Source organism: Butyrivibrio sp. MB2005 (assembly GCF_000424285.1).
Taxonomy (GTDB): Bacteria; Bacillota; Clostridia; order Lachnospirales; family Lachnospiraceae; genus Butyrivibrio.
The window spans coordinates 228,467-240,606 of sequence record NZ_KE384157.1; the positions used below are offsets into that span (position 1 = coordinate 228,467).

Sequence of the window (12,140 nt, forward strand, 5' to 3'; positions counted from 1 at the left end):
TCCGGCACTTCGTGCCACCTTCTCCCTGGAAGGGAGAAGGCTTTGAGTTGGGCATCTTCGTTTATTATTTAATTAGCCTTGTTCTTGTGATTTGTTTCTTTTGTTATTCATCATCTGTATGTTGCAAGAACTCTGTCGTAGATATCCTCTATTGCGCGAAGGCCTCCTGCATAGCCTGTATATCCGCAGTTCATGATCAGTCTGTGCTGCACAGGAACTGAGATGATAAGAAGGTCAGCCTTAATTTTGTCTGCCAGATTCTTATCCCATGAGCTTCCAAGAATAAGAATTCTCTTATCCTCGTAGTTCTTTGCATCCTCTTCAAGTCGTTGCTGGTTCTTGCCGGCATCAGGATCAAAGACTACTTCGATATCTCTCTTCCTTTGAAGCTCTGATAAATTCTCAAACTGCTCTCTTACATAGTCCTGATATTTTTCCGGGATATCATCAACTATGTACTGAGGTCCCGGGATGATTCCCAGTTCGTTAAGCAGAAATTTTGAAAAACCTAGTGAGTAAGAGCTGTCTGCAATTGAATAAACTCTTCTGGGAATTCCATATCTGAACTCCAGCATGAAATCTGCCATCTTTTCAATGTGGGAATAATACTTTGCTTCCTCTGACTTTATGTAGCTTTCAACCTTCTCGTTATCAAGCTCTGCAAAAGCTGCAACACTTCGAAGGAACCTTGAAGTCTCGATTGCTCCGATAGGCAGGTAAGGGAACTGGATGTAAGGCTGTTTGTATTTAACCTTAAGGTGCTTTGCGATTTTGATTCCCACCCAGGGTCCTACTACGATGTTGAACTCTGCGTTTGGAATTGTCTTCCATTCCTCCACGCCGCCGGACTCGTTACCAAACAGGATATTTACCTTAAGTCCGATGTCCTCAAGTACTTTTTTTATTCCCTCAAGATTGCCGCTCCAATAGGGATCCTGATATGGAATTGATGCGAATACATTTACAAGGTGCGGAATTTTTTCATCGCTCTCCTTGAATTTATCGACGTACTGATCAATGATGGCGTTTACAAGTCTTTCATGGCTTGCATAGTTGTTACTCTTAAAGCCGCCTTCCTCAACATATACGATTGGCTTGTCATCAAGCTGGAATTCTCCGGTTACTGCTGCTACATCATCACCGGTGATCGCAGCTGTACAACCTGTGACAACTACATATAAATCACCATCGATTACCTTGAAGGAATTTTCTATAACGCTGCGGAGTTTCTTTTCTCCGCCAAATACAACATCCGCTTCCTCTGCGTTGGTGCAGGGTGCTGTGGATCCGCCTGCATAGCCTTCGCCCTGACCTATAAGTCTTGTGATCTGGCCGCCGCAGCCGGGACCTGAATGAAGTATCGGTACTCCTTTTTTTATAGCCACCACGCTCTGTATTGATCCCAGACCGCAGGTAAATCTTGGCTGTTCTATCGTTCCTGACATTTTTTCATCTCCTCCCGAAAATAGATTTTTAAGCCGGTATTAAACTACCTTCGCAGCCGGTCTGCATCCGCCGCTGCCTCCGCCCTGGAAGTAACCGGGTTCCTGAGTCAGCCACCACTCTGTATATGGATTGGATGCATGCTTGGAAAAATTCTTTATAAACTCTATGGAATCCAGAGTTTCATCAATTCTTCTTGCGTAGTTCAGAGCTCCCTTGTAGCCTATACCGAACTGTTCATCTCCTATAAGAAGAGTGGGAATTCCAAGCTTTGCTCCCCAAAGTGTCATTCCGCCATGTCTTGCCATGATGAAATCAGGCTTACTTCTGATAAGAGCATTTACCAGCTCGCAGCTCTGCTTGTTGCAGACTCTGTAATCTTTTACATCACCGTAGGTTTTTACTGCATGAGCCAGAACATCCATATTTCTGTCGCCGCTGTCATATACGGGATCATGATGGAAAACGCTGGCTCCCACTACATCAAATCCAAGCTCTCTAAGGAGATGGATAAGAGCCTGACCGTGGGCCGCTCCTGCTGTAACGTAGGCTCTTTTACCTTTGAAGCGTTCCTTAAGCTTGTCTATTTCCGGTACGTATTTTTCATGCCCTTCTTTGATCAGCTCTTCCGCTACATCTTCTTTGCCGAGTACTTTTCCTAACGCTCTGAGCCAACCGTCTGTGCCATCTATTCCGTATGCCGGAGGTGCTGTAATCTCAGGAACTCCGTATAACTGTGAGAGGCCAGCGCCCATATATGTCGAAAGGGAGGGACAAATATGAATTGTGGCTGCTGCCTCACTACAGTGTTCAAGCTCTTCTATAGAAGCAAAAGGCATAATGTACTGTGCTTCATATCCGAACCTTTCAAAGATTTCATCAAATACGTGACTTCCCCAGAAGTTAACCACGTTAATCTTCTTTGTCTTTTTGGTGGGAGGCTTTACAATTCCTCTAAGAACTGTGTGATAAGCCGCATCAAAGCCTGTTGTCCATACCTTTGATCTGAAGCCCTCACAGGAACAGGTAACTACCGGAATGCCCAGCTCCTTTGATGCCTTATCCGCAACGGACTCGATATCCTCACCAATTATTCCTGATGCACAGGAGGTTGTAATGAAAATCGCCCTGGGATGAATTCTTTCATAAGCGGTGTGGATCGTTTCCTCAAGCTTTTTGGTTGCTCCGAAAACTGTATCCTTTTCCTGAATATTGGTAGAAAAATATCTACCTATATCTTCAGGTAAGTCTCTCTTTTCCTGTTCTACTCTGTAGGTAAAATTGAAATCTGAGAATTCCCCTGCGCACCCGATAGGTGCATGATTTATTACTACTACATCTTTTATCATTGCCAGCTGACAGAACGCCTGCTGTGCGTTACATCCAAGACACTGTGAAAACTTTCTTTTAGCATCCTTAAGACTGCCGTCTTCTGATCTTTGTACGATTTCTGAAGCAGGTCCCGTAAATGCATTTATAGTTCCAAGTCTTTTTTCACGTATCTGAACACTTGGCTCCAAAATGTTTATTGTAGACATTTTTCCTCTCCTCCTACCTATCTGGTCACTTCAAAAGCGCCTCTCCTGTGCTGCTTATTTGTGCCGTTTGATATTGAAAGTGATTATATCGACCATTTACCTACCTGTATAATATGTGATTGTTATAGAGAGCTATAGGTATTCTCTATAATCTGCAACCTGTTAAAGGTTTTAGCTTGAAATAAGCAGAGATTATAAACAGCGATAACTTTTCCCTTTTGCAGATTCATTGACAGATACGCTGCTTAGAAGGTATAAACTTATTAACTACTAATCCGATAGGTTAATTATGTGAAACGCTTTTCGCAAAATATTTGTTAATGGAGGAGAAAATTATGAGCTACAAAATCGAGTCACTTTTAATTCACGGCGGTATTGATGGGGATGAAACAACAGGAGCAGTTAATGTACCTGTTTATCAGACTTCTACATATAAGCAGGACGGCATTGGAGAAAACAGAGGCTGGGAATACTCAAGAACAGGTAATCCCACAAGAGCAGCCCTTGAAAAGCTTGTAGCAGATCTTGAGCATGGTCAGTACGGTCTTGCTTTTGCTTCAGGACTTGCCGCTATAAATACAGTTCTTTCACTGTTTAAATCCGGTGATAAGCTTATTGTTTCAGACAATATCTATGGCGGAACCTTCCGAATACTTGATAATGTATTCAAAAACTTTGGAATCACCTATGAAATCGTAAATACTTCTGATCTTAGTGAGATTGAAAATGCTATATCTCCCGAGGTAAAGGCTATCTACGTTGAGAGCCCTGCAAATCCTCTTCTTACTATTACAGATATCAAAGCAGTTTCTGAGATCGCTAAAAAGAATGACAAGCTTCTTATAGTGGATAACACTTTCCTTACACCCTATCTTCAAAGGCCCATCGACCTTGGTGCTGACATCGTAATCCACAGCGGAACCAAGTACCTTGGCGGCCACAGCGATACAATTTCAGGCTTTGTAGTAGTAAATGACAAGGCACTTTCCGAAAGGCTCTACTATCTGCAAAATGCCATCGGCGGCGTTCTTGCTCCCTGGGACAGCTTCCTTATGATAAGAGGAATCAAAACCCTTGGGGTACGCATGGACAGACACGTTGCAAATGCACAAAAGATCGCTGAGTGGCTTTCAGAAAGCGGCTATGTAGAAAAAGTCTACTATCCGGGTCTTAAGTCAGATCCCGGTTATGAGATTCAGAAAAAACAGGCAGATGGCCCGGGAGCAATGATCTCCTTTGTACTTAATAAAGGCTATGACTACAGAAAATTCGTAAAGGCCCTTAAGCTTGTAACTCTTGCTGAATCCCTTGGGGGCGTGGAGTCTCTGGTATGCCATCCCGCTTCCATGACTCACGCAGCAATACCCTATGAGATCAGACAGCAGGTAGGTATCGTTGATGAGCTTATCAGATTGTCAGTAGGAATTGAAAACGTAGACGATATCATTGCTGATCTTAAACAGGCAATTGAAGCATCAAAGTAATCGAAGCAGCGGCTTATAAAGTCAGTCAGACAAATATCAGGAGGAGAAGACAATGGATGTATACATGAATGTTCATGAGCTTATAGGTAACACACCGATCATGAAACTCACTCATTTAGGAGTAAAGGAAGGCGTTAATATTTTTGCAAAGTTAGAGCTCTACAACCCTGCAGGCAGCGTAAAGGACAGAGTTGGACAGTATATGATAAGGGACGCTGAAAAGCGCGGAATACTAAAACCTGGCGGAACAATTGTAGATGCCACAGCAGGTAATACGGGAATTGGTATCGCCATCGCAGCACTAAATAAGGGCTACCGTATTATATTTGCAGTACCTGAAAAATTCTCAGCAGAAAAGTTAAAGGTAATGGAGGCTCTTGGCGCAGAGATTGTACACACACCAAGAGAAGAAGGAATGCTTGGCGCAGATAAAAAGGCAGACGAGATTATAAAAAGTATTCCCGGTGCGATCTCACTTAAGCAGTTCCAAAACCCTGCCAATCCTCTTGCTCATTACGAAACAACAGGTCCCGAGATCTATCGTCAAATGGATGGTCAGATTGATTACTTTGTAGCAGGTGCAGGAAGCGGCGGAACCTTCTCAGGAATTACTAAATATCTTAAGGAACAAAATCCCGATATAAAGGGTGTTCTTGCAGATCCTGTGGGTTCCATCATTGGTGGCGGCGAGCATGCTGACTATGATATCGAAGGTATAGGAAATGATTTTATTGCTGATACCATGGACATCACTCTTGTAGATAAGGTTATAAAAATCACTGATAAAGAGGCCTTTGAGACCTCCAGAAGGCTGGCAAAGCAGGAAGGTATCCTTGCAGGTTCATCCTCAGGTGCTGCTCTCACAGCAGCGCTTAAACTTGCGGAAGAAATAGATGAAGGTAACATTGTTACTGTATTCCCTGACAGAGGCGACAGATATTTCAGTAAGGGATTATTTTGATTTTCCAGGTCGTTTACAGCTTAGAACAATTACTCAAAACATTTTGAAAACGAAAGGCTTACAACATTGACACTCAACCAGTTATATTATGCCATTGCAATTTCAAGGGAAAATTCATTAAACGACGCAGCAAAAAAGCTGTTCATATCACAGCCCAGTCTGACAGGAGCCATGCACTCCTTAGAAAGCGAGCTTGGATTTGATATTTTTATTAGATCAAAGACCGGTGTAACTCTCACTGCAAAAGGTGAAGAGTTCATCGGCTATGCAAAATCCGTTGTTGAACAGTACGATATTCTTAATGCCAAGTTCATCTCGAAAAAGGGTGTGAAGCAATCCTTCAGCGTCTCTACTCAGCATTACACCTTCGCGACGAATGCTTTCATTGAGCTTGTAAAAGAATATGGCTGTGATGAATATGAATTTGAAATAAAGGAAACAAAAACCTATGACGTAATAAAGAACGTAAAAAATCAGAACAGTGAACTTGGTATTTTATACCTGAATGATTTTAATGAAAAGGTTCTAAGTAAAGTATTTTCCGAAGAAAATGTGGCCTTCACTCCGCTTTTTGACTGCCACATTTATGCATATCTGAGCAAAGAAAATCCCCTGGCAAAAGAAAAGCTAAAGTCAGGTGAAATGATTGAGCTGGAAGAGCTCGATAAGTACCCTTGCCTTTCTTTCAACCAGGGGGAACATAATTCTGCATATTATTCTGAGGAAGTCCTCAGTACAAGGCACTATCACAGATCGATCAGAGCAAATGACAGGGCAACCATGCTTAACCTGATAAAGGGGCTTAACGGTTACACCCTCTGCTCCGGTATCATCTGTGAAGACCTTAACGGTGATGACTACTGCGCCATCAAACTGAACGTAGATGAAAAGATGACCATCGGCTACATATCCAGAAAAAATGCCATCATAAGTGATATTGGAAAAATGTACATTGAAGAAATATCAAAATACAAAAACAATATCTTAGAGTAAGCAGTCTTCTCCAAATCTGACTTTTGCGTAGGCCTTTATGGCTTCCACGCACTTGGCAAAACCAAGCTTACCACTGTCAAGACACAGATCGTAGTTCAGGGCATCAGTCCAGACTTTTCCCGTATGATACTCGTAATAGTCTGCTCTTGCCTTGTCGATCTGGGCAATGTATTTCTCTAAATCTTTTCCTGTAAGACTCTGAACCTTGCCGGCTTCTCTCATAAGGAAGTCATGATCTGCATGGACAAAAACCCTCAGCGCATTGTTATAATCCTTTAAAACAAAATCTGCGCATCTGCCCACTATAACACAGGGCTCACCCTTTTCAGCAAGATATTTGATGGCCTTTGCCTGATTACTGAAAATATTCTCATCTGATGTTAGATCAGAGTCACCGGGCTTTTTCAGACTACCGTCATATATTGTGGAAACAAGCTTACTCTTCCAGCTTCTTTTAACCTTCTCATCAGCATCCACAAAATAGCTCTCGTTAATTCCACTAAGCTCCGAGGCAACCTTGGAAAGCTCCTTGTCATAATAATGGATACCAAGCTCATCAGCCAGCATCTTACCGACGGTTCTTCCGCCGCTTCCGTACTGTCTCGCTATAGTAATGACTATATTTCTCATTTGGAAATATCCTCCTATACCCTCATCCGTCAGCTTCGCTGACACCTTCCCCCTTTTTAGGGCGAAGGCTTTTAGTATTTTAATTATGAATTCTTATTCACCAAGGTATGCTTTCTTAATGGATTCATCATTCAAAAGGTCGCTTGCCTTACCTTCTTTGACAATGCTTCCTGTCTCAAGAACGTAAGCCCTGTCAGCAATGGTAAGTGCCTTTTTGGCGTTCTGCTCAACCAGCAGGACCGTAACTCCATCCTTGTTCACATCCTCGATGATACTGAAAATCTCATTAACAAAAATAGGTGAAAGTCCCATTGAGGGCTCATCCATTAATATTATATCAGGATGTGACATAAGTGCTCTACCCATTGCAAGCATTTGCTGCTCACCGCCTGAAAGAGTTCCTGAAAGCTGATCCTTTCTCTCTTCCAGTCTTGGGAATCTCTTGTATACCATCTCAAGTGTCTTCTGGAACTCATCCGCATTATCTCTGGTATATGCACCCATCTTAAGATTCTGAAGAACAGTCATATCCGCGAAAACTCGTCTTCCCTCCGGAACCTGCGCCATACCAAGGGATACGATCTTATGTCCCGGTGTGGTAACAAGATTATTATCTTTATAAAAAATCTCACCCTCTGAGGGCTTTAAAAGTCCTGAAAGTGTGTGTAGTGTTGTGGTCTTGCCGGCTCCGTTTGCACCGATAAGTGCAACGATTTCACCCTTATCCACATGAAAAGATATTCCTTTAAGCGCCTTGATAACGCCATAATTTACGCTTAGATTTTTAACATCAAGTAATGCCATATTTGCTCCTCAATATTTTTATTTATAAGGAAGTTCTGATCAGCGGTACACGTTCATACCGGGCTCGAAAATACTTCGCCAGGCTTAGTCTTCTCCTAAATAAGCCTTAATAACTTCCGGGTCGTCAAGAACCTCTTTTGTCTCGCCCTGTTTAAGGACACGACCAAAGTTAAGAACTGTCAGTTTCTCACAGATACCTGATACAAGCTTCATATCGTGCTCGATAAGAAGGATCGTCATATCGAACTCCTTGCGGACAAGTGCGATGGTATCCATAAGCTCTGCTGTCTCGTTGGGGTTCATACCCGCTGCAGGCTCATCGAGAAGAAGGAGCTTTGGTGATGTTGCCATTGCTCTTGCTATCTCAAGCTTTCTCTGTTTACCATAGGGGAGATTACTTGCAAGTACATCTCTCTCAGAGTCAAGGTCAAATACCTTGAGAAGCTTCATGGCTTCCTCATCCATAGCTTTTTCCATGGCCTTATATCTACCAACGTGAAGCACGCCTTCTATTCCGCTGTACTTAAAGCGCTCTGTCAGTCCCACCTTTACATTGTCGATAACAGACATCTGATGGAAAAGACGGATATTCTGGAAGGTTCTGGCAATGCCTGCATGATTGATCTCTATTGTATTTTTCCTGGTGATGTCTTCACCATCAAGGCGGATGATACCTTCGTTGGGCTTATAAACGCCTGTTAAAAGGTTGAACACCGTGGTCTTGCCGGCACCGTTTGGTCCGATAAGTCCGTACAGCTCTCCCTTTTCAATTTCCAGACTAAAGTCATCTACGGCACGAAGTCCGCCAAATGCAATACTTAAATTATTAACCTGAAGTAATGTCATATTACGCATTCCTCTTAATAAATTTGTGTTTTACCCTGTTTCTCCAATCAACTGCAGCAGGTGCCCAGTTAAAGAGCATCATTACTATAAGAACAATTGAGTAGATAAGCATTCTGTATGTATTAAGGCCTCTGAGCATCTCAGGAAGCAGATATAAAATTGCTGCTGCGATTACAGAGCCTCTGATATTTCCGATTCCGCCAAGTACCACATACACCAAAATCATGATGGATGCGTTGTAACCAAAGTACTGTGATGTAGCCGTAAGTGAAGTAATGTTATGTGAGAAAAGAACTCCGGCTGCACCTGCTATTGCTGCTGAAATTGTGAAGGCCATCATCTTGTAACGGGTTACGTTGATGCCTGCTGACTCAGCTGCAATGCTGTTGTCGCGGACAGCCATGATTGCACGGCCATCTCTTGAATTCATCAGATTAAGTACCACGAAAAGCGCAAGTAAAAGCACAACTATAGCTATGGTAAAATTAGCATCTCTTGGAGTACCTGTGATGCCCATAGCTCCGTTAATTATTACCTGACCATCAGGTTCCATTCCAAGATCCATAACGTTATTAAGAGAAATGTGTGCTCCCTTTGAATCAACGCCAAAATAAATAGCATTGATAACGTTTTTAATGATCTCACCAAAAGCCAGGGTAACGATTGCAAGATAGTCTCCCTTAAGTCTAAGTACAGGGATACCGATCAAAAATCCAAACAGCGCTGCCACAGCGATTCCCACAACAAATGCCATGAAAAATCTAACGGGTGTGGGAAGTGCGTTCTGTGTAAGCTTTGAAAAAATGGAGCTTGCAAAAGCGCCTATACACATAAAGCCGCAATGACCGATACTGAGCTCTCCAAGAATACCTACGCAAAGGTTAAGAGCCACAGCGATGATCGCATAATAGGTCATGGGCACCAATAGTCCCTTTAAATGACTGGACAGATTACCAGTCTTCATAAGAATCTCCATGACCAGATACAAACCGATCACGATTCCGTATGTTATTAAATTACTCTTTATTCGCTTCTTTTCTGCCATTATTTCCTCCAATGAAGTTCTGCTCTCGCTACGCTCGCCAGAACAAAAGTAAACTCTGGGTTCGAAAGAACCTCACCAAGAGTTATACTTTTTCTTGAATTTTCTTACCTAATAAGCCTGTAGGTTTTACAAGTAATACAACGATCAAAATACCGAACACAATGGCATCTGAAAGCTGTGATGAGATGTAGGTTCTGCTGAGAATTTCTACTATTCCAAGAACAAGTCCGCCGATCATGGCTCCGGGTATTGATCCGATACCACCAAATACGGCTGCGACGAATGCCTTGATACCGGGCATAGCACCAAGATAAGGTGAAAGTGAAGGATATGCAGAACACAAAAGCGCACCTGCTATAGCTGCAAGAGCTGAACCGATTGCGAAGGTCAGGGAAATAGTCTTGTTTACATTGATTCCCATGAGCATTGCAGCGCCCTTATCCTCAGCAACTGCAAGCATTGCCTGCCCTTCCTTTGTTTTGTGAATAAAAAGCTGAAGAACGATAAGAATTACCACACTGGTAAGAATGGTAACTATGGTTACACCCTGGATTTTCAGATCGCCACCTGCAAAGGAAAGTCCCTGCCATGCAACCACTGATGAAAATGATTTGATATCTGCTCCGAAAATAAGAAGGGCCAGATTTTCAAGGAAATAACTGACACCGATAGCAGTAATAAGAACAGCCAGAGGAGATGCTGCGCCTCGAAGCGGCTTGTATGCTACTTTCTCTGTGGTGACACCAAGCAGTGTACACAAAATCACGGCTGCGATAATTCCAACAAAAGTATTACCGCTGAGCGTAGAACAGATTGTGAATATAACATAACAGCCCACCATGATGAAATCACCGTGTGCGAAATTCAGCATCTTGGCAATTCCGTATACCATAGTGTAGCCAAGGGCAATAATCGCATATATACTGCCCAGACTCAGGCCATTGATGAGGTAAACTAAAAAACTCATATACTCCTCCAACACTAAAGAAATTTCTTAAAAGAACGAGGAATGCCTTTGACAGCATTCCTCGCAACCTTGCGATATTATATTATACCATGATAATTGTCAAAATGACGATAGTCATGGAGCAATTCGTATATCATGGATTACTCAGCTGTTACGTAAGCACCGTCCTTGATAACAACAGCCTTAGGCTCTTTGTTAGGCTCACCGCTTGCATCCCATGTCATTGTGTCTGATGTAAGACCTGAAGCTGTGATTGTAACGATTGTGCTCTTTAAGCTCTCGCAAAGATCGCTAACGCTCATATCAGGTGTAGCACCTGTCTCTTCAAGACACTGCTTGATTACATATACTGCATCGTAAGCATCTGCACCGAACTGGTTGGGTGTCTCACCGAATTTATCCTGATAGTTCTTTACGTAGTTAACTGTAAGATCATCTGTTGCATCAGCTGCGAAAGGAGTAAGAAGCATAAGACCCTCTGCAAGTGATGTGTCGAAGTTCTCAACTGTAAGGATACCATCCATACCGTCTACACCGAAGAATGTAGGAGCATAACCCATTGTGTTAGCCTGTGTAAGGATAAGTGAAGCCTCTGTGTAGTAGATAGGAAGGAATAAAAGCTCAGCGCCTGCATCCTTAGCCTTCTGAAGCTGTACAGAGAAGTCTGTCTTGGAATCTGCTGTAAACGCCTCAGCTGAAACTACTTCAAAGCCCTGGTTGGGAGCTTCCTGTGCGAATGTCTGGTAGATACCTGATGAGTAAACATCAGAGCTGTCATAGATGATACCTACTTTAGAAGCCAGCTTGTGAGCACCGATGTACTGTGCTGATGCAAGTCCCTGGTTAGGATCTGAGAAGCATACACGGAAAACGTTGTCATAAGCTACGCAATCAGCAGCTGATGCTGAAGGTGTAAGCTGGAACATATTGTCCTCATGTGTATTCTCACTTACTGCAAGTGAGCATGCACTTGTTGTGGAACCGATAAGGAACTGCATACCCCAGTCCTTAAGTGTGTTGTAAGCATTAACTGATTTCTCTGCATTAAGCTCGTCATCCTCGCCTCTGCACTCAACCTGATATCCGTTAATACCGCCATTAGCATTGATCTCTGCAACTGCAAGCTCGATGGAATTTGCTACTGCGTTACCGTAAGCAGCTGCGCCACCTGTAAGAGGTCCGATAGAACCAAACTTAAATGTAGCTCCGCTTGCTGCGCCTTCAGTAGCCTCTGTTGCTGTGCTCTCACCTGCTGTAGTAGCAGTGTCCGCACCTGAGTTGCCACAGCCTGCAAGTGTTCCTGCAAGCATAGCTGCTGCAGCCATCATGCTGATAAAACTCTTCATCTTCTTCATAATGTAATCCTCCTCGTCTAAATCGTATTGAATTATACGACTTTTTCAACACTGTATACATAAAATACATGTAT

General features: G+C 42.9%; 11 protein-coding genes. 3 read left to right on the forward strand and 8 right to left on the reverse strand.

Going from position 1 to position 12,140, the window contains the following annotated elements; all coding sequences use genetic code 11:
* Positions 1 to 110 precede the first annotated feature (110 nt).
* Positions 111 to 1,445, reverse strand: a complete 1,335-nt coding sequence (locus G610_RS0116035) for a nitrogenase component 1 (protein ID WP_026525578.1) — start codon at positions 1,443 to 1,445, stop codon at positions 111 to 113.
* Between the two features lie 39 nt (positions 1,446 to 1,484).
* A complete protein-coding gene (locus G610_RS0116040; protein ID WP_026525579.1) occupies positions 1,485 to 2,981 on the reverse strand; it encodes a nitrogenase component 1 in 1,497 nt (498 codons plus the stop codon).
* Positions 2,982 to 3,316: 335 nt separating this feature from the next.
* Between G610_RS0116040 and G610_RS0116045 the strand changes: the two genes are divergently transcribed.
* The 3 genes from G610_RS0116045 (at position 3,317) to G610_RS0116055 (ending at position 6,419) form a co-directional block, all read left to right on the forward strand.
* Complete coding sequence (locus G610_RS0116045) at positions 3,317 to 4,465, forward strand: trans-sulfuration enzyme family protein (RefSeq protein ID WP_026525580.1); 1,149 nt, start codon at positions 3,317 to 3,319, stop codon at positions 4,463 to 4,465.
* A gap of 52 nt (positions 4,466 to 4,517) precedes the next feature.
* Positions 4,518 to 5,426 carry a PLP-dependent cysteine synthase family protein gene (locus G610_RS0116050; RefSeq protein ID WP_026525581.1) on the forward strand — a complete coding sequence of 303 codons (909 nt, stop codon included), beginning with the start codon at positions 4,518 to 4,520 and terminating at the stop codon, positions 5,424 to 5,426.
* Positions 5,427 to 5,492: 66 nt separating this feature from the next.
* Complete coding sequence (locus tag G610_RS0116055) at positions 5,493 to 6,419, forward strand: LysR family transcriptional regulator (RefSeq protein WP_026525582.1); 927 nt, start codon at positions 5,493 to 5,495, stop codon at positions 6,417 to 6,419.
* Here the strand turns inward: G610_RS0116055 and G610_RS0116060 are convergent.
* From G610_RS0116060 to G610_RS0116085, 6 genes are all read right to left on the reverse strand, one after another.
* Positions 6,411 to 7,049 (reverse strand): cytidylate kinase-like family protein, encoded by a 639-nt coding sequence (locus G610_RS0116060; RefSeq protein WP_026525583.1) that lies wholly within the window; start codon positions 7,047 to 7,049, stop codon positions 6,411 to 6,413. The genes G610_RS0116055 and G610_RS0116060 overlap by 9 nt on opposite strands.
* Positions 7,050 to 7,142: 93 nt before the next feature.
* On the reverse strand, positions 7,143 to 7,853 hold the full coding sequence (locus G610_RS0116065) for an ABC transporter ATP-binding protein (RefSeq protein WP_026525584.1): 711 nt from the start codon (positions 7,851 to 7,853) through the stop codon (positions 7,143 to 7,145).
* A gap of 84 nt (positions 7,854 to 7,937) precedes the next feature.
* Complete coding sequence (locus G610_RS0116070; RefSeq protein WP_026525585.1) at positions 7,938 to 8,699, reverse strand: ABC transporter ATP-binding protein; 762 nt, start codon at positions 8,697 to 8,699, stop codon at positions 7,938 to 7,940.
* Between the two features lies 1 nt (position 8,700).
* Complete coding sequence (locus G610_RS0116075; RefSeq protein ID WP_035797775.1) at positions 8,701 to 9,744, reverse strand: branched-chain amino acid ABC transporter permease; 1,044 nt, start codon at positions 9,742 to 9,744, stop codon at positions 8,701 to 8,703.
* Between the two features lie 82 nt (positions 9,745 to 9,826).
* Entirely contained in the window at positions 9,827 to 10,711 is an 885-nt protein-coding gene (locus G610_RS0116080) for a branched-chain amino acid ABC transporter permease (protein WP_026525587.1), read from the reverse strand.
* A 140-nt stretch (positions 10,712 to 10,851) separates the two neighbouring features.
* Entirely contained in the window at positions 10,852 to 12,066 is a 1,215-nt protein-coding gene (locus G610_RS0116085; protein WP_026525588.1) for an ABC transporter substrate-binding protein, read from the reverse strand.
* Positions 12,067 to 12,140: the final 74 nt, after the last annotated feature.

What these genes read in the sequence shown, in the direction of transcription:
- G610_RS0116035 (WP_026525578.1), bottom strand. Translation starts at nt 1,445, where the DNA reads ATGTCAGGAACGATAGAACAGCCAAGATTTACCTGCGGTCTGGGATCA.
- G610_RS0116040 (WP_026525579.1), bottom strand. Translation starts at nt 2,981, where the DNA reads ATGTCTACAATAAACATTTTGGAGCCAAGTGTTCAGATACGTGAAAAA.
- G610_RS0116045 (WP_026525580.1), top strand. Translation starts at nt 3,317, where the DNA reads ATGAGCTACAAAATCGAGTCACTTTTAATTCACGGCGGTATTGATGGG.
- G610_RS0116050 (WP_026525581.1), top strand. Translation starts at nt 4,518, where the DNA reads ATGGATGTATACATGAATGTTCATGAGCTTATAGGTAACACACCGATC.
- G610_RS0116060 (WP_026525583.1), bottom strand. Translation starts at nt 7,049, where the DNA reads ATGAGAAATATAGTCATTACTATAGCGAGACAGTACGGAAGCGGCGGA.
- G610_RS0116065 (WP_026525584.1), bottom strand. Translation starts at nt 7,853, where the DNA reads ATGGCATTACTTGATGTTAAAAATCTAAGCGTAAATTATGGCGTTATC.
- G610_RS0116070 (WP_026525585.1), bottom strand. Translation starts at nt 8,699, where the DNA reads ATGACATTACTTCAGGTTAATAATTTAAGTATTGCATTTGGCGGACTT.
- G610_RS0116075 (WP_035797775.1), bottom strand. Translation starts at nt 9,744, where the DNA reads ATGGCAGAAAAGAAGCGAATAAAGAGTAATTTAATAACATACGGAATC.
- G610_RS0116080 (WP_026525587.1), bottom strand. Translation starts at nt 10,711, where the DNA reads ATGAGTTTTTTAGTTTACCTCATCAATGGCCTGAGTCTGGGCAGTATA.
- G610_RS0116085 (WP_026525588.1), bottom strand. Translation starts at nt 12,066, where the DNA reads ATGAAGAAGATGAAGAGTTTTATCAGCATGATGGCTGCAGCAGCTATG.